This is a genomic window from Longimicrobium sp. (assembly GCF_048594345.1).
Classification (GTDB): domain Bacteria; phylum Gemmatimonadota; class Gemmatimonadetes; order Longimicrobiales; family Longimicrobiaceae; genus Longimicrobium.
The window spans coordinates 1-22,858 of sequence record NZ_JBMDXM010000104.1 but is presented as its reverse complement, the minus strand read 5'-3'; the positions used below and the strand labels follow the sequence as shown (position 1 = coordinate 22,858).

The 22,858-nt window shown below is 68.9% G+C and carries 28 protein-coding genes; 8 read left to right on the top strand and 20 right to left on the bottom strand.

Annotated elements, in window-relative coordinates; genetic code table 11:
* A partial coding sequence (locus tag ACOJUJ_RS11390) for a TonB family protein (RefSeq protein ID WP_420126994.1) occupies positions 1–395 on the top strand: 395 nt, incomplete at its 5' end.
* A 104-nt stretch (positions 396–499) separates the two neighbouring features.
* Here ACOJUJ_RS11390 and ACOJUJ_RS11385 read toward each other — a convergent pair.
* The 9 genes from ACOJUJ_RS11385 to ACOJUJ_RS11345 all read right to left on the bottom strand — a co-directional run bounded on the left by ACOJUJ_RS11385 (position 500) and on the right by ACOJUJ_RS11345 (position 7,448).
* Positions 500–1,051, bottom strand: a complete 552-nt coding sequence (locus tag ACOJUJ_RS11385) for an NYN domain-containing protein (protein WP_420126993.1) — start codon at positions 1,049–1,051, stop codon at positions 500–502.
* A 396-nt stretch (positions 1,052–1,447) separates the two neighbouring features.
* Positions 1,448–1,816 (bottom strand): hypothetical protein, encoded by a 369-nt coding sequence (locus ACOJUJ_RS11380; protein ID WP_420126992.1) that lies wholly within the window; start codon positions 1,814–1,816, stop codon positions 1,448–1,450.
* On the bottom strand, positions 1,816–2,427 hold the full coding sequence (locus ACOJUJ_RS11375) for an RNA polymerase sigma factor (protein ID WP_420126991.1): 612 nt from the start codon (positions 2,425–2,427) through the stop codon (positions 1,816–1,818). Before ACOJUJ_RS11375 ends, ACOJUJ_RS11380 begins: the two co-directional genes overlap by 1 nt.
* The gene (locus tag ACOJUJ_RS11370; RefSeq protein WP_420126990.1) at positions 2,424–3,104 is read right to left on the bottom strand and encodes a hypothetical protein; all 681 of its coding nucleotides are present in this window, start codon (positions 3,102–3,104) and stop codon (positions 2,424–2,426) included. Before ACOJUJ_RS11370 ends, ACOJUJ_RS11375 begins: the two co-directional genes overlap by 4 nt.
* A 294-nt stretch (positions 3,105–3,398) precedes the next feature.
* Positions 3,399–4,163 carry a class I SAM-dependent methyltransferase gene (locus tag ACOJUJ_RS11365; RefSeq protein ID WP_420126989.1) on the bottom strand — a complete coding sequence of 255 codons (765 nt, stop codon included), beginning with the start codon at positions 4,161–4,163 and terminating at the stop codon, positions 3,399–3,401.
* A gap of 60 nt (positions 4,164–4,223) precedes the next feature.
* The gene (locus ACOJUJ_RS11360; protein ID WP_420126988.1) at positions 4,224–4,622 is read right to left on the bottom strand and encodes a hypothetical protein; all 399 of its coding nucleotides are present in this window, start codon (positions 4,620–4,622) and stop codon (positions 4,224–4,226) included.
* 71 nt (positions 4,623–4,693) lie between these two features.
* The gene (locus ACOJUJ_RS11355) at positions 4,694–5,443 is read right to left on the bottom strand and encodes a hypothetical protein (protein ID WP_420126987.1); all 750 of its coding nucleotides are present in this window, start codon (positions 5,441–5,443) and stop codon (positions 4,694–4,696) included.
* Between the two features lie 228 nt (positions 5,444–5,671).
* Positions 5,672–6,799, bottom strand: coding sequence for an AI-2E family transporter (locus tag ACOJUJ_RS11350; RefSeq protein WP_420126986.1), 1,128 nt, complete (start codon positions 6,797–6,799; stop codon positions 5,672–5,674).
* Between the two features lie 130 nt (positions 6,800–6,929).
* Positions 6,930–7,448: a hypothetical protein gene (locus ACOJUJ_RS11345; protein ID WP_420126985.1), complete on the bottom strand. Its 519-nt coding sequence runs from the start codon at positions 7,446–7,448 to the stop codon at positions 6,930–6,932.
* A gap of 198 nt (positions 7,449–7,646) precedes the next feature.
* On the opposite strand from ACOJUJ_RS11345, the gene hslO reads away from it, so the two are divergent.
* Positions 7,647–8,543 (top strand): Hsp33 family molecular chaperone HslO, encoded by an 897-nt coding sequence (gene hslO / locus ACOJUJ_RS11340; protein ID WP_420126984.1) that lies wholly within the window; start codon positions 7,647–7,649, stop codon positions 8,541–8,543.
* Between the two features lie 490 nt (positions 8,544–9,033).
* Here the strand turns inward: hslO and ACOJUJ_RS11335 are convergent, their stop codons facing one another.
* From ACOJUJ_RS11335 to ACOJUJ_RS11325, 3 genes are all read right to left on the bottom strand, one after another.
* The gene (locus tag ACOJUJ_RS11335; RefSeq protein ID WP_420126983.1) at positions 9,034–9,336 is read right to left on the bottom strand and encodes a DUF2335 domain-containing protein; all 303 of its coding nucleotides are present in this window, start codon (positions 9,334–9,336) and stop codon (positions 9,034–9,036) included.
* A gap of 145 nt (positions 9,337–9,481) precedes the next feature.
* Positions 9,482–9,697 (bottom strand): hypothetical protein, encoded by a 216-nt coding sequence (locus tag ACOJUJ_RS11330; protein WP_420126982.1) that lies wholly within the window; start codon positions 9,695–9,697, stop codon positions 9,482–9,484.
* A 147-nt stretch (positions 9,698–9,844) separates the two neighbouring features.
* Positions 9,845–11,554: a diguanylate cyclase gene (locus ACOJUJ_RS11325; protein ID WP_420126981.1), complete on the bottom strand. Its 1,710-nt coding sequence runs from the start codon at positions 11,552–11,554 to the stop codon at positions 9,845–9,847.
* 180 nt (positions 11,555–11,734) lie between these two features.
* Here ACOJUJ_RS11325 and ACOJUJ_RS11320 point away from each other — a divergent pair, with 180 nt between their 5' ends.
* From ACOJUJ_RS11320 to ACOJUJ_RS11310, 3 genes are all read left to right on the top strand, one after another.
* The gene (locus tag ACOJUJ_RS11320; RefSeq protein ID WP_420126980.1) at positions 11,735–12,310 is read left to right on the top strand and encodes an FHA domain-containing protein; all 576 of its coding nucleotides are present in this window, start codon (positions 11,735–11,737) and stop codon (positions 12,308–12,310) included.
* Positions 12,311–12,327: 17 nt separating this feature from the next.
* A complete protein-coding gene (locus tag ACOJUJ_RS11315; RefSeq protein ID WP_420126979.1) occupies positions 12,328–13,059 on the top strand; it encodes a Stp1/IreP family PP2C-type Ser/Thr phosphatase in 732 nt (243 codons plus the stop codon).
* A gap of 144 nt (positions 13,060–13,203) precedes the next feature.
* The gene (locus ACOJUJ_RS11310; RefSeq protein ID WP_420126978.1) at positions 13,204–13,722 is read left to right on the top strand and encodes an HIT family protein; all 519 of its coding nucleotides are present in this window, start codon (positions 13,204–13,206) and stop codon (positions 13,720–13,722) included.
* Positions 13,723–13,856: 134 nt separating this feature from the next.
* On the opposite strand, the gene ACOJUJ_RS11305 is transcribed toward ACOJUJ_RS11310, so the two are convergent.
* The 8 genes from ACOJUJ_RS11305 to ACOJUJ_RS11270 form a co-directional block, all read right to left on the bottom strand.
* Complete coding sequence (locus ACOJUJ_RS11305; protein ID WP_420126977.1) at positions 13,857–14,315, bottom strand: thiol-disulfide oxidoreductase DCC family protein; 459 nt, start codon at positions 14,313–14,315, stop codon at positions 13,857–13,859.
* Complete coding sequence (locus ACOJUJ_RS11300) at positions 14,312–14,680, bottom strand: OsmC family protein (RefSeq protein ID WP_420126976.1); 369 nt, start codon at positions 14,678–14,680, stop codon at positions 14,312–14,314. The genes ACOJUJ_RS11305 and ACOJUJ_RS11300 overlap by 4 nt, the downstream gene beginning before the upstream one ends.
* Entirely contained in the window at positions 14,677–14,850 is a 174-nt protein-coding gene (locus ACOJUJ_RS11295) for a hypothetical protein (RefSeq protein WP_420126975.1), read from the bottom strand. The genes ACOJUJ_RS11300 and ACOJUJ_RS11295 overlap by 4 nt, the downstream gene beginning before the upstream one ends.
* 26 nt (positions 14,851–14,876) lie before the next feature.
* Complete coding sequence (locus tag ACOJUJ_RS11290) at positions 14,877–15,656, bottom strand: SDR family oxidoreductase (protein WP_420126974.1); 780 nt, start codon at positions 15,654–15,656, stop codon at positions 14,877–14,879.
* Positions 15,657–15,714: 58 nt separating this feature from the next.
* Complete coding sequence (locus ACOJUJ_RS11285; RefSeq protein WP_420126973.1) at positions 15,715–16,581, bottom strand: hypothetical protein; 867 nt, start codon at positions 16,579–16,581, stop codon at positions 15,715–15,717.
* Positions 16,568–17,203 carry a SatD family protein gene (locus ACOJUJ_RS11280; protein WP_420126972.1) on the bottom strand — a complete coding sequence of 212 codons (636 nt, stop codon included), beginning with the start codon at positions 17,201–17,203 and terminating at the stop codon, positions 16,568–16,570. The genes ACOJUJ_RS11285 and ACOJUJ_RS11280 overlap by 14 nt, the downstream gene beginning before the upstream one ends.
* 104 nt (positions 17,204–17,307) lie before the next feature.
* Positions 17,308–17,886 carry an RNA 2',3'-cyclic phosphodiesterase gene (gene thpR / locus ACOJUJ_RS11275; protein WP_420126971.1) on the bottom strand — a complete coding sequence of 193 codons (579 nt, stop codon included), beginning with the start codon at positions 17,884–17,886 and terminating at the stop codon, positions 17,308–17,310.
* 162 nt (positions 17,887–18,048) lie between these two features.
* The gene (locus tag ACOJUJ_RS11270) at positions 18,049–18,717 is read right to left on the bottom strand and encodes a Crp/Fnr family transcriptional regulator (protein WP_420126970.1); all 669 of its coding nucleotides are present in this window, start codon (positions 18,715–18,717) and stop codon (positions 18,049–18,051) included.
* A gap of 103 nt (positions 18,718–18,820) precedes the next feature.
* Between ACOJUJ_RS11270 and ACOJUJ_RS11265 the strand changes: the two genes are divergently transcribed.
* The 3 genes from ACOJUJ_RS11265 (at position 18,821) to ACOJUJ_RS11255 (ending at position 22,689) form a co-directional block, all read left to right on the top strand.
* Positions 18,821–19,336 carry a hypothetical protein gene (locus tag ACOJUJ_RS11265; protein WP_420126969.1) on the top strand — a complete coding sequence of 172 codons (516 nt, stop codon included), beginning with the start codon at positions 18,821–18,823 and terminating at the stop codon, positions 19,334–19,336.
* Between the two features lie 188 nt (positions 19,337–19,524).
* The gene (locus tag ACOJUJ_RS11260) at positions 19,525–20,964 is read left to right on the top strand and encodes a 1-acyl-sn-glycerol-3-phosphate acyltransferase (RefSeq protein ID WP_420126968.1); all 1,440 of its coding nucleotides are present in this window, start codon (positions 19,525–19,527) and stop codon (positions 20,962–20,964) included.
* A 411-nt stretch (positions 20,965–21,375) separates the two neighbouring features.
* Positions 21,376–22,689: a S8 family serine peptidase gene (locus ACOJUJ_RS11255; RefSeq protein WP_420126967.1), complete on the top strand. Its 1,314-nt coding sequence runs from the start codon at positions 21,376–21,378 to the stop codon at positions 22,687–22,689.
* The last annotated feature ends 169 nt before the right edge of the window (positions 22,690–22,858 follow it).

The following is a 22,858-nucleotide window of genomic DNA, read 5'->3' as shown; positions in this document are numbered from 1 at the left end:
CGGAGCCGGCCGCCGTGGCGCCGCCCCCCCCGGGCGCGCGGGCGGCGGCGGACGCAAACCGCGTGGACGGCGGCGGCGAGGTGGACCAGGCGCCGTCGCTTTCCAACGGCCCCGCGTTCCGCTCCGCCGTGAACCGCACCTACCCGTCGTCGCTTCGCAGCACCGGCCGCTGGGGGAACGCGCTGGTCTCGTTCACCGTGGGGGCGGACGGGCGGGTGGAGCGCGCGTCCATCAGCGTGGAGCAGGCGTCGCACCCCGCCTTTCGCGCCGCGGCCACGTCGGCGATCACGTCGGCGCGCTTTACGCCGGCGCGCGTGAACGGGCAGCCGGTGCGCGCGCACGTGTCCATGCCCATCACCTGGCAGGGCGGCGGCGAGCGGGACGAAGAAGACTGAGCGGCAAGGACGGATATCCCCCGCAGCAAAAAAAGCCCGGCGCGCGTCGTGTGACGCGCGCCGGGCCTTGTTCGTCTGGACCCCCGCGGAACCCGCTCAGGCGGTCACAGCAGAAAGTGCTGCAGCAGGTCGGGGGTGATGACGGTGCGCTCGTCCACCTCGTCCCACAGGTCCTTGTGGGGCTGCTGTGGTCCGGTGCCGTGGAACAGGTGCACCAGCACGCCCTCGTTCTTGGCGGCGCGGATGGCGGGGAGAAAGTCGCTGTCGCCGGTGACTAGGATGGCGCGGTGGATCCGCTGCTTGGCCGCCAGCATCACCAGGTCCACGCCCAGGTAGATGTCGACGCGCTTCTGCTCGAAGATGGGGCGCTCGCTCTCGCGGTCGGTGCCGCGGTACTCCAGCTTGCCCTCGCGCACCTCGAAGCGGTTCAGCCGGGTGAGCGCGTTGAAGAAGCGCTGCTTGTTGTCGTACCGCTGCTGGTCTTCTTCGCTGGGCGTGGGGCCCATGTACGGAAGGCAGTGATAGTAGTACGTGCGCAGCAGCTCGTGAGGCCGCGCAAGCTCGCTGGACAGCTTGCCGAAGTCGATGCGCGGCGAGCCGCAATCGCGCGACACCCGGTCGAAGTATCCGCCGTCAATGAAGATGGCTGCGTTCATGTGGTGTGCCGTTCAAGTAAAACAAACCCGCCACGCATTGCGGCGGGAGTGTTGTGTGAAATGTGCGGCCGGGAAGCCGGCCGTGCGGACGTGCGGCGTTACCGCCGCCGGGGGCGCCCGCGTGTTTGGAATTACAGGAACGCCCCCCGCTTGTCAAGAACCTCAGCGCACCGATTTCGTTGTGCCGCAAAAGATTAGGCCCAAACGTGTGGGCGGGAAAAGACTGCTTCTCCCGGGTGGAGCAGATGGGGTGGCGGGTACGAAGGTACGGCGCGCGAAGGTACGAGAGAGTACGACGTACGAGCGTACGGATGAGCGTCGCCCCCGCGGCTCCGAAAGGAGGCGCGGGGGCGACGTCGCAGCACCGGGATGTGGGAGAGAGCCCGGATCTTCCCGCTATTCCCGGCCGTCTTCCACGGCTTCGAGCAGGGCCTGCTCCGCCGCTTCTCCGGTCATCAGCAGCCCTACCTGGTCCGGCGTGGAGAGGGTAAGGATCTCGTCCACGACCGCGCGCTCCTCCTGCGAGAGCGCCGGCTCGCGTCGTTCCAGGCCCCCCAGCGCGATCGCGGCGATCCCCGCGGCGGCGGCAAGGGGTACGATGGCGCGCATTCCGCGGCGGATGGAGAGGGTGCGGCGGCGCCGGGCCAGCGGAAGCTCGGCCGCCGCGGTCACCTGCGCGCGCAGGGCGCTCCAGTCGGGCTCGGGGGCATCGTCCATCCCGCGTAGCGCCGCGGCCAGGGCCGGGTCGCGATCGATCTCATCCATCATCCGTCCTTCCTTTCATACGCCGCCAGCGCCTGGCGCAGCGCCTTGCGGGCCTCGTGAAGGTGCCAGCGCACGGTGCCGTCGGCGATCTCCAGGATCTCGGCGATCTCGGTGCTGGCAAACCCCTCCAGCTCGAACAGCTCCACGATCACCCGCTGCCGCTCGGGGAGCGTGCTCATCACGGCGCGCAGGCGTTCGCGCAGCTCCGTCTGCTCCGCGTGCCGCTCGGGCGAGGTGCCCCGCGCCGCGGTGGCGTCGGGGATGTCGTGGGTGGTGCGCAGCGCGCGCGACTTGCGGGCGTTGAGGCCCCGGTTCACCAGCACGCGAAAGAACCAGGGAGAAAAGCTGCGTCCCCGCTCGAATCCGTCGATCTTTCGCAGGACGGCCATGAAGGTTTCCTGCACCAGGTCCTCGGCGTCTTCGCGGTTGCCCAGCAGCCGGTACGCCACGGCAAACGCGCGGCGCATGTAGCGGTTCACCAGCGCGTCGAACGCCGCGGGGTCGCCGCGGCGCACGCGCTCTACCAGCGCGGGCTCCTCGTCGTCCACCGGGGCGGCGACGGCCCGCGGCGGGGCGAGGTCCACCGGAAGGGCGGACGCGGCCGCGTTCACGGCTGCCGGCCTTCCGCCCTTTCGCGGCGCTCGTCGCGCCGGCGCTGCATCTGGCCCTGCGGCTGGCGCCGGGGCTGCTGACCGCGCACGCCCGGCCGGCGGGCGCGCTGCACCTGCGCCCGCAGCAGGGCCTGCGCGCGCAGCCGCTGCTCGGCGGTGAGCACACCCTGCGCCTGGTGCACGGCCTCGTTGATGTTCAGGCGCATCTGGTGCACGGTGGGCTGCAGCGCCTCCGGCACCGCCGGCCGTCCCTGCTGGCGCAGGCGGCGCAGCTCGGCGCGGCGTTCCTCGGCGCTCATCCGCTCCAGCTGGGCACGCCGCTCGGCCTGCACGCGCTGGTGCTCTTCGGTGAGGCGGGCCCGCAGCGGCGCGTTCTGCTGCTCCAGGCGCGTGCGGATGCTTTCCAGCTGGCGCACCTGCTGCTCGTTCAACTCCAGCTGCGTGCGGTGGTTCAGCAGCATGTCGAACGCGCGGCGCTCGGCGTCGGCGCTCAGGGCCGCGCGGGCCCGGATGTTGTGCATACGATCGGATGCCGTGCGCTGGCGCTCGGAAGTGGCGCGTTCACGCTCTTGCCGCGCCCGCGTCTCGGGAGGCGTCTGCTGCGCCGCCGCCGGGGCCGCCCCGGCGGCGGCCCCCACCAGGGCCAAGGCCACCCGGGCCCGGGGCTTCGTCGTCATTTCACACGTCCATCGGTTCGGTGTTGCATCCAGCCGCGCAGACCTCCGGCGCGGCGATCCGGACTCTAGTACCACCGGTCCCCATCAAACGTTGGGGTGGATGCAGATTGCCGTATCCGACCTTTCAAGGTCGTACGACATCCGGATCAGAACCGAGGAAAGGTAGAGTACGGGGGAATAGAAAAAATCCAGAGATGCAGAGAGATCGATTTCCCCTGTATCTCTGGCTGCTGTATGTCCCTCGGTACCCCGTTCTTTTCCTGAGTACGAGGCGTTGGCTTTCGTGGATGAGGATCAGTCCCCGCGCCCGAAGTAGATCTCGGTGTCGTATTCGAAGCGCACGCGGCCTTCTTGCTGGTGCTCGTTGAAGATGCGCTCGAGGGCGGCCAGCATGGGGACGTGGCCGGGATGGTCCACGTTCGGCGCGTAGGAGGACGAGAGCAGGCGGCCCTTCAACGCCTCGAAGTCGAAGACCTGCGCGCTGGGGACCATGCGGCGCGTGTAGCCGCCGCCCAGCACGGCGCGCAGCGAATCCGCCGTCACGTTCTCGTGGTTCACGCTGGCGTAGTCGGTGCCGTGCTCGTGCAGCAGCGCCTCGTATGCGCGCAGGAACGGGGTGGTGTCCGTCTGGCGCGTGTTCCACAGCAGCACCATCCACCCGCCCGGCCGCAGAATGCGCCGCCACTCCGGCCCTACCGCGGCGGGATCGAACCAGTGGAACGCCTGCGCGGCCACCACGTAGTCCACACTGGCGTCCGGAAGCGTGGTGGCCTCCGCGCTCCCCGCGACGGAGTGGAAGCGCTCGTCGTCCCCCAGCATGGCTTCCGCCGCGGCGCGCATCTCCGCGTTGGGCTCCACCGCGTAGACGGGGTGTCCCGCGTCCAGAAACAGCTTCGCCGAGATCCCCGTCCCCGATCCCACGTCCGCCACCGCCTGCCCTGGCACCAGTCCCGTCTCCGCGCGCAGCACGTCCAGCACCTCCGCCGGATAGCCGGGGCGGTAGCGGACGTAGTTCTCTACCCGGTCGGAAAAGCGCGTGGTGGCGTTGGGGCTGGGCATGGAACCGTTCCGTGGATGGTGATGATCTTCCGCTCGTGCAACGAAGCCGCTGGCCGGTGATCAGTCGCGTATGGGCACCAGCACGAACGCGGCGATCAGCGTCGCCAGGCCCACCAGGTACGGGACCGGGTTGCCGATCAGCAGGTAGTGCACGGCCCCGAACAGCGCGGTGGATTCGCCCATCGCCCACGCGATCACGTTGAAGGTCACGCGCCGCCCCCGCACCGGCTCCGCCGCGTGCCGCCGCTGAAAGTACAGGATCCCCGCCATGGCGCCGATCAGGTACGCGGCGTTCACCATCAGCAGCGGGCTGGCCAGCTCCGGCGCGCGCGGCGGGTCGTTCTGCACCATCACCGACACCAGGATGCCGGTTACCACCACCGCCGTCAGCAGCGACATGCGGATGAGCCTGAGCTGCGTGGGCGAGGCTCCGGGATGCTGCGGATCGCTGTCGGACATGGTGTGGGGACGGTGAGGGAGGGGATGGGACCGCGGAGATGGAGTCGCCGCGGCCTTGCTGATGATGCGGATCAGCCGGCGGGGATGGCGAACATCCCGGCGTCCAGCGCGTCGTTGGCGCGGATGTCGGAATACACCTCGTGGAACACGCGGCGCCCGCCCACCAGGATTTCCACCTCGGGTGCGATCCATCCACCGGCCAGCGGCTCGTAGCGCCGGAACCAGATGTGCTGCATGACCCCCGGCTGGTTGGGCGCGGGCTCCAGCAGCCGCACGAACAGCAGGCGATCCACCTCCACCGCGAACTGCCGGCTGGTGGTGTCGCCTCGTTCCGCGCCCACCACGTAGACCGGCGTGCCTTCCAGCGTGTCCACGTGAAAGCGCAGCACGTCGAAGCCCTGCCGCTGCAGTTGCGAAAGCGTGCGCTCCGGCGGCTGCCGGTACACGTCGAAGCCCACCGTCATCAGCGGGTTCATCCGGTCGTCGCGACGCACCACGCGGCCGTGCCGCAGCGAGTAGGTGCTGTCGCGCGCAAAGATCGCCACGCGCCCCTCCGCCGGCGCCCCCATCTCGATGCGCAGCCGCCCCGGGATGGCTGCCCACTCGCGCCACTCCTCCGTGTGCGTGGAGTCGTTGGCCAGCACGCGCGTGGTCGTCTGCGTAAAGCTGAGCGTCTGGTACCAGCTGCCGGCGTAGCGGTCGTGCATCGCCTGCACCAGCGATTGCGCGTCGGTGATGGACGGGCCGGTGTTCGCCGCCATGGCGCAGCCGGACAGCCCCAGCGCCGCCAGCACGCCCAGCGCACGGAAGGATCGGATCATCGGGGGGAACGAAAGGTCGCGGTGGTTGATAGACCTGCGCGCCGAAAGCTAGTGGGCGCACGCGGGCCACGCGAGGGTGAGCCTGGCGGGTCGCGCCCCAGACCCGCCGCCAGCTGGCTTCCGTCCGACGGCGCACAGGAGCGTGAGGATAAAACAACCTCCCCCAGGGTTTTTTGGGGGAGGTGGGCGAGGTTTACGAGCCCGGAGGGGGCGTCCCGCTGTCAGCCGCTACTCGCTGACGACGGGGGCAATGCGCTCGCGGTCGGTGTCGATGGCGCGTTCCACCCACAGCACCTGCACGATGGTCCACACCAGCATCACCAGCGGCAGCGCCAGCAGGATCCCCAGGAACCCGAACAGCCCGCCGAACAGCACCAGCGCGAACAGGGTGACGAACGGGTGCACCTCCGCGTTGCGCGACATGCTCCACGGGGTGATCAGGTTCGCCTCGATCTGCTGGATGGCCAGCGCCGCGATGGCCACCCACATCGCCTTTTGGGGATCGTCCAGGAACGCGACCACCACCGCCGTCATCCCGCCGATCCAGGGCCCGAAGAGCGGGATGAACTCCACGGTCCCGTTGAACAGCCCCAGCGCCACCGCGTTGGGCACGCCGATCACCCAGAACGCCACGGTGCTCAGGATGGCGACCGCGACCATGGCCGTGGCCGTCCCCTTGGCCCAGCCGATCAGCCGGTCGTTCAAGAGCTGAAAGATGCGGTACCACGCCAGCCGCACGTCTTCGGGAAGCACCCGCATCATCGGCGTCAGCAGCCGGTCGTTGGGGTTGGCCAGCGCGAACAGGCCGCCAAAAAACAGGATGAGCGGGATGAACAGGATCTCCATGAAGCTGGCCGCGCGGCCCATCATCCCCCCGCCGCCCTGGCCGCCCGCGCTGCTCTTGAGCATGCTGGAAGGGTGAGGGATGTCGATCTTCATCCCCGTCTGCTCCTGGATCGCCTTTTCCCACTTCGCGATCTGCTCTTCCAGCGCGGGCCCGGTCTGCATGATCCCCTTGGCCTGCTTAAGGAGCACCGGCATCCCCACCGCCAGCGCGCCGACGACCGAGCCCACCACCACCAGCCCCACGATGGCCGCCAGCCACTTGCGCTTCATGTGCAGCTTGCGGCGCACGGCGTTCAGGATCACCGCCAGGATGGCCGCCGCGTAGCCCAGCAGAAAGACGTGCGTGAGCTGCTCCCAGTACTTGAAGAGCAGCAGGAGCAGAAAGGCGAGCCCCGCGGTGCGGTACAGGTGCGCGGGGCGCAGCCGGTCCAGGGGGCCATCGTGCGGCGCGGCCACGGCGTCCGCGGGAACGCGCGGGGCGGCCTGTTCTTCGGCGGGGTGCTTGGCCATCCGGCTCCGTTCCGTCGGGGGAGATACACGATTTCTCCGCTCCTCGCCGGGCAAGGAGCGCACCATCTCCCGATCCGTTCCGATCCGGAGGAACGAAAGCGGCCCCGGACGCTGGTCCGGGGCCGCACCGTTACCGGTCGCGTACGCCGCTGGGGCCGGGGGGGCGCTGGCCCGGCGGATAGCGCATGTCGGCGTCGAACTCCGCCTCCAGCACACGGCGCATCCATGCGCGCACCGCCGCCGCCTGACCCGGAAGCTCGTCCGGATGCCGCTCCGCCAGCGCGAAGATGCGGTCCAGCACCTCTTCCGCCTGCTCGCGCTCCGGCGGCAGCAGCATCTTGAGCGGGCCCAGCGCGCGCGGCCTTCCGTCGACCGTGGCCTCTCGTACGTAGCCACTGGGATGCACCTGCAGGAACTCCGCGCCCATCAGCTCGCGCTGGCGGGGGTGCGGCTGCACCGTGCGGCCGGTGACGAACTTGCGCAGCGTCTCGTGCCCCGTCCCCACGCGGTCCGCCAGCGCGCGGTAGCCGTGCACCCGCGCCTGGTCGGCCATGAAGTCGCGCAGCACCTCCTGCGGAACCAGGTTGGGACTGCGCGTGAACGGCGGGTCCGCGCCGCCTGCCGGGCTTTTGCTTTCGTCGGAATCCATGGCGTCATCATAAAAAAAACGCACAGGATGGGCAAGACGCAAAGTAAACAAAGTGCAGCGGAGCGTGGCGCCGGGCGGCGAGCGGCCGCGGGGAAGTTGGAACCAGAAAGCCAAGTCGTTGTAGAAATGCACGTTGCACCGCGGCCGGCACGTCTGCCCGGGCCGCGGTTTCCGTTTGCGGTAAAGGGGCCCCTTTCGATGACGACCATCCATCAGGACTACCTGGTGCGCGCCACCGCGCTGGACGAGCGCGTGCGCGCCTTTGCGCTCGATGCCACCGGCGTCGTGCGCGAGCTGCAGCGCCGGCACGACACGCACCCCGCCGTGACCGCGGCGCTGGGGCGCACGGCCATGGGCGCCCTGCTCCTTTCCGCGGCCACGCTCAAGGAAGAGGACCAGGTGCTCACGGTCGACGTGCGCGGCGACGGGCCGGTGCGGCGCGTGATCGCCACCGCCAACGGCCGCGGCGAGGTGCGCGGCCTGGTGGGCAACCCGCACGCGCACGCCGAGAGCCGCAACGGCAAGCTGAACGTGGGCGGCGTGGTGGGCACCGAGGGCTACCTTGCCGTGACCCGCGACCTGGGGATGAAGGAGACGTACCGGGGGATGGTGGAGCTGATCTCCGGCGAGATTGGCGAGGACCTGGCGTACTACATGGCCAAGAGCGAGCAGACGCCGTCCGCCGTGGGCATCGGCGTGTTCGTGCTCCCGGACCTGAGCGTCGAGACTGCCGGGGGATACCTGGTGCAGCTGCTCCCCGGCCTGTCGGACGAGGAGATCACGGCCATCGAGCACCGCATCAGCCAGCTGCCGCACCCGACCGCGCTGCTGCGCGAGGGCATTACGCCGGAGCAGATGCTTGAGCGCATCTTTCCGGAGGGCTATACCTCCGGCGGCCGGCAGCCGGTCTCGTTCCACTGCCCCTGCTCGCGCGAGCGGTTCGAGTCCGCCATCGTCAGCCTGGGCCCCGACGAGGTGCGCCGCATCATTGAGGAAGAGGAGCAGCCGTTCACCGAGGTGGTGTGCCACTTCTGCAACGAGGCCTACCACTTCTCCCCCGATGAGATGCAGGCCATCCTCAACGCCGCGGGCTGATCGAAGGCAACGCCCGAGCACGGTCGTCCAGCGGGCCGGCTCCGATACGGGGGCCGGCCCGTTGCGCGTCCATGTCCGGTCCGGATCGCCCATGCGCCCTCCCCTCAAGATTCCGCGCGAGCGGAGGGTTCTCCAGATCGCGCGTCAGGTGGTGCGATCGACGGGCTCCAGTGCGCAGTGGAATCCCATCTGCCGATCTGCATACCTCCTTCAAAAAATGCGGATGGCCCCCTGCCGCATTCCATCTACCTCCCGTTCCCGATACCCTTACAGAAGATCATGCCTCGTCGACCGTCCCTATCGCACCCGACACGTGGGAATCCGGCCTTCGGACGCGAGGCCGGAGGAAGCGGCACGAGAAACTCTGTTGACCCTGTTGACTCTGTGTGAGGCCCATTCTTTCTGGGCTTCGGACGCGGCATCGGAGGAAACGGCACGAGAAAACTCCGTTGACTCCGTGTGAGGCCCATTCTTTTGCGGATCCGGTAGCTCACGATGCAGGCGCGGGTGCGGCATCCCCCGCGTGCCGCTTGCCGCGCGTAAGGAACACCAGCACCAGCGACGCAATGGCCAGGATGATGGAGCTCATCCCCTCTGCCTGGCTCCCCTCGTGCACCAGGAAGATGCCGCCGCACAGCGCCGTCATCGCGATGACGAACCCCGCCGCCAGCCCCAGCTCCGACAGCCGGATGGCGCGCCGCTGCAGCGCCCGCCGGTGCTCGCTTTCCCGCTCCGCGATCGTAACCAGCCGGTCGGCCAGCCCCGGCAGCGCCCGCTCGTACCTCGCCAGCACGCTCGGCGGCGGGATGGGCCCGCTGAACGCCGTCGCCTTCGTTACGGTGAGGGTGGCAGGGAATGCGCGCCTCTGACGCAAAATGGCCGGGTCACTCAGTGACCCGGCCATTTGTTCGCTCTGGGGAGCGGCTGCGATTGCCTGGCTATTCCTCTTCGTCGGCTTCGGAGGCATGGACGCACTCTTCGGCGAAGTGGAGGGCGACCTGCCAGTCGCCCCGGATTGCTTCGGCGTCGGCCTCAAGGCCGCCCCATTCCTGCTCGTCGAGCAGCACGCCGCCGAAATCGAGGATGTGCGCGGCGCCCCAGAAAAGGTCGCGAACGCCCTCGAGCGCACCGGACCGCAGAGTGGAGATGCTCATCGTTTGCAACCGCCTTTCCCGAAAGGGTTACCCCGCGGAGTATGATGCGCACTTCGTTCCCTTCTGTCAATCCCACCCAACCCGCCACCGCACGAACCGTCTTGGGTTTTTTGCCATTCCGCATACGGAGTGGACGGCTCGTCTTTCCTACCGCTCCACGAAGGCGGTCACGCGGTCTGGACCCTCCACCGTCACCGACACCAGGCGGTCGCGGCCCTCGCTCTTGGCGCGGTACAGCGCGCGGTCGGCGGCCTCGATCAGCGCCTCCGGGTCTACCAGGTCCGAGCCCACGGCCACGCCCAGGCTGGCGGTGACCTCCACGGCCGCTCGCCCCTCTACCGGCACACGCATCTCGCGCAGGTTGGTGCGAAAGCGCTCCGCGAACGCCAGCGCACCCTCCAGCTCGGCGTCGTACACCAGCACGGCGAACTCCTCGCCGCCAAAGCGCGCGGGAAGGTCAAGGTTGCGCGCGCTGGAGCGCAGCAGCCGCCCCACCCGCGCCAGCACCTGGTCGCCCACACGGTGGCCGTGCGTGTCGTTGATGCGCTTGAAGTGGTCAAGGTCCACCATCACCAGCGCCAGCGAGCCGCCCGTGCGCTTGAGCCGCCCCGTCTCCCGCCGCAGCGCGTCCTCCAGCACGTGTCGCCGCGACAGCTCCGTCAGCGGGTCCACCAGCGCCGCCACCTCGGTGAGCGCCCACTGCCCCGCGGTGGCCGTCCCCACCGCGACCAGGAAGACCAGGAAGCCGATCCAGAACACGCCGCCCACGCCGGGAAGGATGCGGGCGACGGGGATGAAGGCGATGTACTCGCTCAGCAGGTCGTACGAGAGCGCGGCGGAGAACGCGGCCGTGCCCACCAGCAGGGTGCGCGCGTGCGGCGTGGCGGGGGTGTCGGAGGGGCGCGCGGCCTTCCATGCGCGGGCCACCGTCAACAGCAGCCCCACCACCAGCATCCCGTCAATCCACTGGTTGAAGTTCGCCAGCAGCCGCAGCGGCAGCACCAGCGCCACGGCGAAGACCGCGGCGAACGCCAGGTTCACCATCCGCGTCCGCCGCCCGCCGCGCAGGCCGAACAGCCGGTTCACCAGCGCCACGTACGCGGGCCCGCCGGCCAGCAGCGCCAGCAGCCCCACGCGGTACGGGTTCATCACCGGCATCACCACCCGCTGCACCTCCTGGGCGTAGGTGGCGCCGTAGAGGGAGATGCACAGGCACACCGCCGCGAACATCAGGTTCTCACGCGCGCGGCGGCGGCGGAACCAGAACGCCGTGTGGTAGATGCCGATGGCCAGGAAGAACGACACCAGCCCGCCGATCACCACCGCCCGAGGCGATCCCCGCGCCGCCAGCACGTCGTAGCGGCCCACGCGCACGGGCATCATCAGCCCGCCGTACGCGTAGTCGTTGTAGACGCGCACCGCCACCACGTGCCGTCCGTCGGCCGCCTTCGCCAGCACGGAGTCGGGGACCAGAAACAGGCTCGGCGTCACTCCTTCCACAAAGTCCGGCGGCATGCGCCCGGCGCCGCCAACCTTGATCCCGTTCCAGTACAGCTCGAACACGTCGCCCACCGTGCCAAAGCGGATGCCCACGGGCGCGCCGCGCATCCCCTCCGGCAGCACCACCTCGCGGCGGTACCAGCCAAAGCCGTCGTAGTCGCCAATCTGCTCGTCCCACGAGCCGGGAACGGAGAGGGTGCGCCACGCGCCGTCGTCCAGCCCGGGCCGCGCCCACGCCGCGTCGTCGCCCTGGCGAAAACGCCAGGGACCGTCCAGCGCCACCGAGTCCGCGGCGGCCTGCGCGGCGACGGGGGTGGCGAGGAGGAACAGGAGCGCCAGGAGAAAACGGGTGATCACGGCGGGAGGTGCGGAGGGGGGTGGCGAACGCGGCCAAATCTTACGTTCGAAACACCGTGGGGTCAAGGCGCGCGTGTTCGCGCGCGACTTGCAGGACGGCGCCCCGGCGCGATACGTTCCGCACCACGCAAGCCGTTTTGCCGCAACCCGTTCTCCCAGACCGCAAGGAGCACCGCCGCCATGTCCAGCCTCGCACCCTCCGGGCGTCCCGGCCCGCTCGCCAGCCTGGCGCTCATGGCCGGCCCGCGCTACGGCGAGGAGCTTCCCGTTCCGCTCCCCGTGGTCACCGTGGGGCGCGCCGCCGGATGCGACGTGGTGGTGGACGACGACTCCGTGAGCGCGCAGCACGCCCGGCTGGAGTTTGACATGGGGGGATGGCGCATCACCGACCTGGAGTCCATCAACGGCACCGCGGTCGAGGGCGTGCGGCTGGCCCCCGGCGTACCCACGCCGCTTCCGTACGGCGTCAAGGTGCGGCTGGGCGGCGTGCAGCTGCAGTTTCGCGAGGTGGAGCACGCCGACGTGGAGACGGCGCGCGCCACCTACACCGCGCCGGCGGCGCCAAAGACGCTCAAGGAAGAGCGGCCGGGCGGCCGCTTCCCCGTGTGGCTGGTGCTGATGATCATCATCCTGGCCGTCACCATCGGCATCATCGTGTACATGAACGTGATCGCCCCGCCCACGGCGGTGGGGATGGCGCCGGTGGCCGAGCGGCTGGCGGCGATGCTCCTCGCGCCCGGGGCCGTGTCGCTGTGACGCTGCGCTGGAGAGCGGTGGGCGGCACCCACGTGGGCCGCGTCCGCAAGGGCAACGAGGACGCCTTCCTGGTGGACGAGGAGCGCGGCGTGTTCCTGGTGGCGGACGGGATGGGCGGACACGCGGCGGGCGAGATCGCCAGCGACATCGCCAGGCGGTCCGTGGGCGGCACCCTGCAGGAGGGGGTGGACCGCGGGCTGGCGGCGGACGACCTGGCGCACTCCATGGTCGATTCCTTTCGCGTGGCGGACCTGGCCATCGCCGAGCACGTGGCGGCCAATCCCGAGACCGAGGGGATGGGCACCACCGTCACGGCGATCGTCATCTGCACCGACGGCACGTACCGGATGGGGCACATCGGCGACAGCCGTGCGTACCTGCTGCGCGAAGGACAGCTGGCGCAGATCTCCAGGGACCACACCTGGGTGCAGCGCGAGGTGGACGAGGGGCGGCTTACGCCCAGCGCCTCGCGCAAGCACCCGTACTCGCACATCCTTACCCGCGCGCTGGGCGCCGATCCCAGCGACGCGCCCGACCTGCAGGCGGGGCAGCTGGAGGCGGGCGACCTGCTGCTGCTGTGCTCCGACGGGCTGACGGGGATGGTGACGGACCGCCATCTGCAGCGCATCCTGGCCACGCCGGCTACCAATGAGGAGCGGATCGAGGAGATGATCGCCCTGGCCAACAAGCGCGGCGGCCGCGACAACATCACCGCCGTAATCGTCGAGATGCTGCCGGCCGAAGACTGACACGCGGGCCCGCCCTCACCGGCGGGCGCGTCGTCTTTCTCGCGTGAGCTGCGTCCGTGCCGGGCCTGCCTCTTGCACCCCGCGGGGTGGAACGCGGCGCGCGGGCGCCGCCCCGAGATCGCACCAGAGCTGCCGGAGGCCGGAGTGTCGGACCCCAACGAAAACCCCACCTGCGTGTTCTGCCGCATCATCGGCGGCGACGAGATGGTGAGCGTGATCCACGAGGACGAGGAGATCATCGCCTTTCTCGACATCCAGCCGCTGCACCCGGGGCACGTGCTGGTGATGCCCAAGGAGCACTTCAAGAACCTGTTCTACGTTCCCGAAGCCTTGGCCTCGCGCACCTTCGCCGTGGCCAAGCGCATTCTGCCGGGGCTGCGCAAGGCCACCGGGTGCCGCGCCATCAACATCTTTTCGCCCAACGGGGCGGACGGCGGCCAGGACGTGTTTCACTTTCACGTGCACCTGATCCCCGTGCCGGCCGAGGCGCCGTTCCCGCTGCAGCTTCCCGACCCCGACTCCGCCGTCCCGTCGCGCTCGCAGCTGGACGTGATGGCCACGCACGTCATCCGCTGCATCCACGACGAGGACGACGCCGCGCGCCTGGAGGAGAACGCCGCCGCGGCCGAGGCATCCCCATCCGCCGTGCCGGCCGCCGTGTAGACGCAAAGAAGGGGATCACGCGGAGGCGCGGAGGGCGAAAAGAGAGGCGCGGAGAACTTCGATCTGTTCTCCGCGCCTCTCTTCTTTCTCTCCGTGGCTCCGCGTGATGCGTTTCCGAGCCGGCCGCGACGAAATCAGGCCTGGTCGCCGAAGTCCACCTTGAGCGGGCGCATCTGGCAGTGCTCGCCGCAGCCGAACTTGTAGCGGTTGCGCGCGAACCAGCGGTAGAAGCGGCTGAACAGATCGCCGAATCCGGGAATCTTGAACGTCCAGCCGAACACGCCGCCAAAAGGCAGGATCTCCAGCAGCTTTTCGATGGCGTCGCCGCCCTGCCACGTCTGCCCGCCGGGACCGATCAGCTGCATGGCCTCGGCGTAGGCCTCCGACGGGATCCACGGAAACCGGTCCAGCACCGAGGTGTTCTGGAACGGGATCACCTCGATCTCGTCGTTTTTGTCCCACGCCGTCAGCAGCTTTACCAGCCGGCCGCACACCTTGCACTGGCCGTCGTAGACCACGGTGTACGGCCGCCCCATCCCCACGGCGTCCGCCTCCACCCCGCCGAAACGGAAGTGCACCACCGGGATGGTCACTTTACCTCCACGGCGATCTTGGGCGGCATCTCGAAGGTGCGGGTGACGGTGCACAGCCCGGCCGCGCGCGTGGCGGCGGCGCGGCGCTCCGGCGGCAGCGAAGGCCACAGCACGTCCACGTCCAGCTCGCCCACGCGGTGCGGCTCCTCGGCGAACGTCCAGCCCACCTCGATGGAAAGGTCGTCCACCGGCAGCTTGGCGTGCGTGCCCCACGAAGCCAGCACCGAATACGTGCAGGTAGCCAGGCCGCTGGCCAGCATGTGGAACGGCGAGTACTGCATCTCGGCCGAGTCCGCCTCAACCGACAGCGGACCCGCGCGCCCGTCCAGCCTGATCCGGTCTTCCGACAGCAGCGTGATCTTCACCCTCCGCCTTCCTTCGATCGTTGGTCGGCCGCGTGGTCCGGCGAGCCCGCGTGTCCGGGTGTGAACGAGGGCGGATCGCTGGCCGGAAACGACTCGTCGTCGGCCTCGTCCACCATGTCGTCGGGCGCGCGGTCCGGGTTGTACTCGTCGGCGCCGTTGGGGTCGCTCATCAGATTTCCGCGGAAAAGCCGGGGCTTCAGCCCCGGATAAGGGACTCGGCGCCGTCTACCCACACCTCGGTGCCGGTCACGTGGTCCGATGCGTCGGACGCCAGAAACAGCACCAGCCGTGCCACCTGCTCGGCGCTGCCGGGCTTGCGCTCCAGGGGTTTGTCGGTATCCGGAAACTCAACCGGGGTCTGGACTTTCTCCAGGTTGCGGCGCTCGGTGTTGTCGTCGATGCTGGTTTCGATGGCGCCCGGGCAGATCACGTTCACCCGGATCTTCGAGGGCGCCAGCTCCAGCGCCGTCATCTTGGTGAACGCCACCTGCGCCGCCTTGCTGCACGAGTATGCCGTCGCCCCGGTGTTGCTGAAGACGCGCGTTCCGTTGATGGACGAGTTCACGATCACCGACCCGCCGCGCTTCTTGAGGTGCGGCAGCGCGTACTTCACGGTAAGGAAGGTGCCCTTGAGGTTGATGGAGAGGGTGCGGTCCCACTCGTCCGGCTCCAGCTCCTCCAGCGGCGCCCACACCCCGTTGATCCCCGCGTTGGCAAAGACGACGTCCAGCCGCCCCCACTTGTCGATGATCTCCTTGATCGCCGCCTGCATCTGTTCGGGATCGGAGACGTCGGCGCACACGGCCATTGCCTCGCCGTGCTCCGCCGCGATCTGGTCGACGACGGGATCCAGGTTTTCGCGGTGCCTGCCCAGCACGGCCACCTTTGCCCCCTCGCGCGCGAACAGCATCGCCGATGCCTTGCCGATTCCTTCGCCCCCGCCCGTGATGAGCGCCACCTTGTCTGCCAACTGCATGATTTCTCTCTCCAGGTAGGTTGCAATCGGTGCGGAGAGAAAACCGTGCCGGGCAGGTTCAGGGCGGCTGGCGCAGCAGCAACTGCACCATAATGCCGCAGATCAGCGCCAACCCCATGCTGGCGAGAGTACCGATAAGGAAATACTCCGCAAAGTCACGGCTCTCCAGGTCCTTGGAGCGGATAAGGCCCTTGGCTGCCATAAGGAACGCAATTGCTTGATACGCCTGAACGGCCATCAGAAGAAGCACGATGAAGCGCTCCAGCACCCCGATGATTCGCCCCCGGTTGAACTCGACGAGGTCGATTTCTTCATCCGGCTTGCGCGACGTGAGCGGTAGGGCTCCGACTTTGTTCAGAACACCACGAACTACGAAGGCGCCGCCGCGGGTCACGAAGAGCATGATCGCGGCAAACGCGGTGACGCACACCAACTGCCGAGTTTGCAACGGGAGATGGAACCACGGTTGTACCTTCAGGGCGTTGCGCGAGATGACCAGCCATGCCGCAGCGGCCATGAGCGCATTGCTCCCGATCTCCCATTCCGCCAGCCATACGCCACGCTGAACACGCAGGGCTGGAGTACCCTGGAAGTGCCTCCTGTGGCGGTTCCTGCGCTCCGCGAGGCGGATGCGGATGAGGGGCAGTAGAACGCATCCGGCAAGCATCAGAACAGCGAGCGCAACGCGGCCGACCCATCCCCCATCTGCCGCGCCGGGGAGGAGCGCGACAACGCCGCCTGCGGCTACCCCGCGCCCCCACACCTGACGCTTCCATCGGATGAGAAGGTGGTGCTCCCGCATCACCTCCAACTCCTGGTGTCCAGCAGGGTCGTTATTGGGCAGGTAGTTGGCTGCGGCCCAGACGAGGAGGACCTGCGCCCATAACAGCGGGATCAGCAGGTCCGCGTTGTCAAAGCCGAGCATGGTTCCATTCGCTGGAGTAATCGTGCCTGGCCAAGAGCGCTCTCCACGCCATTTCACCTTCCTGATAGGGCCGCCAGCCCGCCGCACCTGCAATTCGTGACACTGCCTGCTTCGTAATCTGAAGGCGCTGAGCCACCCCCACCATGTCCAGTCCTGAGCGCAACAGCGAGATCACGGCGAGTTGGCGCTCCGTCAAACGGCCACGCATATGGTTCAGGACCGTCGCGAACGCGGTGAGTGCAAGATCATCCGGATCTCCAAAGCCGACCAGCACCCCTCCGGTTCGTTTGGTCTGGACACTGCTCTGGACTGCGTCACGCGCGTTCCACCATGCCGGCCCGTCTGTCTGGCGTGGATCATCTCCCAAGCGAGTGCTGAGTCCTCCGAGCCCAAAACCGAAGCGGATCGGGTGAGCAAAGTGAGTCATCGCGTGCCACATGAGGTCAGGAATGGCAACTGCACGACCGAAGATCGCCTGGATCTCATCACCCCGGCTGATTCGAAACGGTGCGAGCAGGTGGGGCGCGAGGGTAGTATTGAGATCGTTGATAAGGTCGTGGAGATCGTCCTGTACCGCTGATCGATCCTTGATCCGGCGGGATTGCACGATGTCGCCGATCACGGCTATGCAACGTGGAGAGGGAGTCATCGACAACCTGAATGGGTTCATTCTGCCAAAGACAACCAAAATTGGTTGACTGGAGCATGGTAAACTACCAGGTGTCATCAATCAAGGATTTCACCTGGGCGAAGCGGGAACCGCTCCACGACCTCATAGCGTGCCGGCCCACCGCCCAGATGGCTGCGGAACACGACCACCTCCCGCACCGGCATCCGCAGGTCGAGCGGCGCTACCCCGGCGATGGCGCGGGTCACGTCGCGCGGCGGCTGGATGCGGCTGAGGGTAAGGTGCGGCTTGAACGGCTTTTGCTCCGTCGCGAACCCCGCCGCCCGCGCCGCGTCTTCCACGATCCACGCCAGCGCCTTCATCCGCTCCACGCTGTCGGTGAGGCCAATCCACAGCACCCGCGCGCTCCGCGGCCGAGAGAACGCTCCCAGCCCGCCGAATCCAATCTCGAACGCCGTCCCCAGCTCCGCCGCGCGCAGGTGCCGGACGATGGTTGAGAGCTGATCCACCTGCGTCGCGCCGAGAAAGCGCAGCGTCAGGTGCCAGTTGGCCGCGGGCACCAGCCGCCCCGGCACGCCGTCCGGCATCGCCCGCCGCAGGTGCGCGTCGATCGCCCGCCGCGCCTCCTCCGTCAGCGCCACGCCAACGAACAGCCGCCCCGCCGAATCAGCATCCATCCGCATCACTCCGCCGGTTCAACACCTCAGCCCGGGCGTGCACCAGACCCTCCGCCCGGGCCGAGCCTTCCAATCCACGAAGGTGGATTTCGTGTAGTCGTTGCCGCGAATGTATTCGCCCTTGCCTGCCTTTGCCCTCGCTGCCCTGGCCTGGCTCTCCCGTTACGCCTCCGCCGCCGCGCGCAGCCCCGCCTCGTCCACGATCGCGATGCCGCCTTTCGCATCCACCGCGATCAGCCCGCGGTCGCGGAGGGCGCGCAGGCCGCGGCCCAGCACCTCGCGCACCGTCCCCAGCTCCTCCGCAACGGCCGTCTGTGAGCCGCCGAGGGTGAACGGGTCGCGGCCGGCCCGCTCGCGCCGCTCCAGCAGGTATCCCGCCAGCCGTGCCGGCACCGACCGCGAGGCGAGCCCATCCAGCCGCCCGATCACATGCCGCACGCGCGCCGCCAGCCGCGCCAGCAGCGATAGCGCCAGCTCGGGATCCTTGCGTATGGCGGCCGCTAGCCCGTCGCGCGTGACCGCCACGCACTCCGTGGCCGAGAGCGCGATGGCGGTCGCCGGATACGGCATCCCCTGGAACAGGGCCACATCGCCCAGCGTGCCGCCGTCGCGCTCCACGTGTACCACGTGCTGACGGCCGTGCACCGAGCGCACCACCCTCACCGCGCCGGTGATGATGACGAAGAAGCCGCGCGGCTCGGCGCCCGCGTGCCACAGCACCTCGTCCGCGGCGAACGAGCGCAGCGTGGAGCGCGCCGCCAACTCTCGGAGGGCACCCGCGTTCAGCTGCGCAAAGAGCGGGATGCGGATCAGGACGTCCGGATTGACCATGTGACTTTTGTCCCTGCGGATGAGGTGCACCATGTGTAACCTGCATCCGCGCCCCGATGCGCACCATCCACCAGGACACAACCGCTCACGGGAGATGCAGACGATGCCGATCCGCAGCCTTCTTTGCGCCGTGCTGGTCGCCGCGCTGCCGAACAGCCTCAGCGCGCAGCACGCGCACGACCACGCAGCCCACCATCCGCACGCCGCGCAGGCGGACAGCGGGTTCGCGGCGCTGCAGGCGCGTGGGCAGCATGCGATGGGCGTGGACCAGTACACGTCCACGCACCGCTTTGACGCGCTCCCGGACGGCGGCCGCATCGAGCTGCAGCGCGATTCGGATGATGCGGAGGGGATTGCAACGATCCGCGCGCACCTGCGCTCGATTGCGGACGCGTTCGCGCGTGGCGAGTTCGACACGCCGGCGTTCGTGCACGGCCAGGCGGTGCCGGGGACGGAGGTGATGGCGGCCCGCCGTGCCGCCATCCGCTACGAGTACCGCGACCTGCCGCGCGGCGGGGAAGTGCGCATCGGCACGGGTGACACGGAGGCGGTGGCGGCCATCCACGCCTTCATGGCCTTTCAGCGCGGCGACCACCGCGCGGGCGGCGTGAATCCATAGGGGCCGCCTTGCGCCCGCGGAAACCATTGGGCGGCTCGGCGCCCCGCCGCTGAGCGTTACGAGCGCGGGAAATCCAACCGGGCGGACCGCGGTGGGCGGCCTGCTCCGTTTTTGTTGGCGGATGGCGCGCGCGGAGAGTATAGATTGAGATCATCCGCGCCCGTCATCCCCTCCGCCCGCTCCAGCGCATGAACGGCAGCATCACCCTTCCCACCTGGCAGTTTGCCGCGCTGGTGCTGCTGGCGCTGGTGTGCCTGCTGGACCGGCTGATGGTGCCCGGCGCGCGCTGGTTCATCCGCCAGCGGACGCTGCGCGTGCTGGAGGAAATGAACCGCAAGCTGCCGATCCAGATTCAGCCGTTCCGGATGGCGCGGCGGCAGGTGCTGGTGGACCGGCTGATGTCGGACCCGCGGGTGGTGCAGGCCGTGGCCGAGCACGCCACCGAAAACCGCGTTCCCCTGGAAGTCGCGACCGGCCGCGCCGAGCGCTACGCCCGCGAGATCGTCCCCGCGTTCAACGCCTACCTGTACTTTCGCATCGGGTACGCGCTGGCGCGGCGGGTGGCGCGGCTGCTGTACCGCGTGCGGCTGGGGTGGAGCGACGAGGAAGGGCTGGCCGGCATCGAGCGCGGCAGCACGGTGGTGTTCGTGATGAACCACCGCAGCAACATGGACTACGTGCTGGTGGGCTACCTGGCCGCGCGCCGGGCGGCGCTCAGCTACGCCGTGGGCGAGTGGGCGCGCATCTGGCCGCTGCAGCAGCTCATCCGAAGCATGGGCGCGTACTTCATCCGCCGCCGCGGCAACGACGACCTGTACCGCCGCGTGCTGGAGCGCTACGTGGCCATGGCGACCGCCGCGGGCGTTACCCAGGCCGTGTATCCCGAGGGCGGGCTGTCGAAGGACGGATCGCTGCGCCCGCCCAAGCTGGGGCTGCTGGACTACATGCTGCGCGGCTTTGATCCCGCGGGCGAGCGCGACCTGGTGTTCGTCCCCGTGGGCATCAACTACGACCGCACGCTGGAAGACCGCACGCTGCTGCTGGATGCCGGCCACGGGGAACGCCCCAGGATCGGCGCGGCGCGGGCGATGGGAAACACCTTTCGCTTCGTGGGCCGCAACCTGCTGCTGATGCTGCGCAGCCGCTGGCACCGCTTCGGCTATGCGTGCGTCAACTTTGGCACGCCGGTCTCCATGCGGGCCTGGTGCGTGAAGCAGGGCGTGGACTTTCGCCGGCTGCACCGCGACGACCGCCAGGAGTCGGTGGCGGAGCTGGGCGCGTCGCTGATGGCCGCCGTGGGCCACGTGATCCCCGTGCTCCCGGTCTCGCTGGTCGCCACCGTCTTTGTGCGCGATCTGAAGTCGCAGATGAGCGAGCTGGAGATCAAGGGGTGCGTGGCCGACCTGGTGGACGAGGTGGAGGCCGGCGGCGGCCGCGTGTACGTGCCGCGCCGCGACATGGACTACGCCGTTACCGTGGGCCTGCGGATGCTCACCATGCGCCACCTGGTGCTGGAGGCGGACGGCCTGTTCGCCGCCAACCCGCGCGAGCTTCCCGTGCTGCGCTACTACGCCAACTCCATCGCCCACCTGGTGCCCGCCGAAGCCCCGCTTGCAGTGGCCGTATAGCGCGAATCCACGAAGAAACGGATCTCACGCGGAGACACGGCGGACGCGGCGAACGCGGAGGCTCGGAAAGACGCTTGCTCCGCGTCTCCGCGCCTTCGCTCGCTGAAGCCGCTCCTTTTGACCACACACACTCCTTCCCAGCACTGACTTTGTGCGCCGCGGCGCCAAGGACGGTGCACCAGAACGGTGCGCGGTGCACCGCTTCGTTTCGCATGGAACGAGCCGACACTTTGTAAAAGTTGTTGCGGCGACTGGGTTTGTGGTGACTTCAAATGTAGTTTCTGGTTGGCGCACCCTTTGCCTTACCACGGCGCATCACCACCGAACGGACGTTCAAACCATCGGGAGCCCCTCAGCTCTCTCCCGGACCTTCGTTCCCTCGTTCATCCCACGTAGCAGGGAGTCTACTCGATGCACCGTTTTCGCACTGCCGCCGCGGCCGCGCTGACCCTTGCGGTCGCCGCCTGCTCCGACGCTCCGGCGGGTCCCGACGCCGCGCTCACCCCCCTGCCGACGGCGCAGAACCTGGAAGCCGTGGTTCCGGGTGAAGTCATCGTCAAGATGAAGGAAGGGTTCGAGGCCAGCGCGCTCGTGGGCACCACCCCGGGTCTGAGCTTCAACCGCACCGGCTACAAGAGCGAGTTCTCGGTGCTGTCGGTGTCGCGCGGCAACGAGCGCGCCGAGGCGGCCCGCCTGTCGGCCGACCCGCGCGTGGAGTACGCCGAGCCCAACTACCTGCGCCAGCCCTCGGCCATCGACCCCCGCCTGTGGGCCTTCTACAACCCGGGCGGCCTGAACGCCTACTTCAACGACCCGGCCGACACGCGCCACGGCCAGCCGCTGGGCGCCACCTACGCCTCGCTGAGTGACGCGGACGAAGACGCCATCGCCGGCATTGGCGCCGGCGGCGCCGCGGTGATCATCGGCAGCCTGGACACGGGCGTCGACATGGACCACCCTGAGTTCACCGGCCGCCTGATCGCGGGCCGCGACTGGGTGAGCGCCGACAACAACCCCGAGGACGACAACGGCCACGGCACGCACACCAGCGGCACCATGGCCGGCACCACCGTGGGCGTGGCCGGCGTGACGGGCGCCGCGGCGAACGTGCGCATTCACGTGCAGCGCGTCTGCGGCCCCAGCGGCTGCCCCACCACCGCCATCGTGAACGCGATCCGCGCCGCGGCCGACGTTCCGGGCATGGTGGCGATGAACCTGTCGCTGGGCGGCAGCACCATCTCCAAGGCCGAGAAGGACGCCATCAACTACGCCGTGAACACCAAGGGCGTGCTGGTGATCGCGGCCGCCGGCAACAGCGGCACCAGCAAGGTGGGCTGCCCCGCCTGCGACGCCAACGCCATCTCGGTGTCGGCCACCAGCTGGCGTGACGCGCTCGCCTACTACTCGCAGTACGGCAGCGGGCTGGACATCAGCGCGCCGGGCGGCGAGATGTACAGCAACACCACCGACGAGATGGGCATCTACAGCTCGTACCTGAACGGTGGCTACGCCTTCCTGCAGGGCACCTCGATGGCCACGCCGCAGGTGACGGGCGCCGCCGCGGTGGTCGCCAGCAAGACCGGCCTGCGCGGCGCCGCGCTGCGCAACCGCCTGCTGAGCACGGCCGACGACAAGGGCACCGCCGGCGTCGACACCAAGTTCGGCAACGGCCGCCTGAACGTGTACCGCGCGGTCACCGGCACCTCGCTGGGCGCCGGCCTGTAATCGCCACGGCGGTTTACGGCTGAACGAATCGAGGCCCCGCCGCAAGGCGGGGCCTCGATTAGTTTTAGGAAACTACGAAAGTACGAAGGTACGAAGGTACGAAGGTAAGAAGGTACGAAGGTACGAAAGTGCGAAAGTGCGAAAGTTCGAAAGTGCGAAAGTGCGAAAG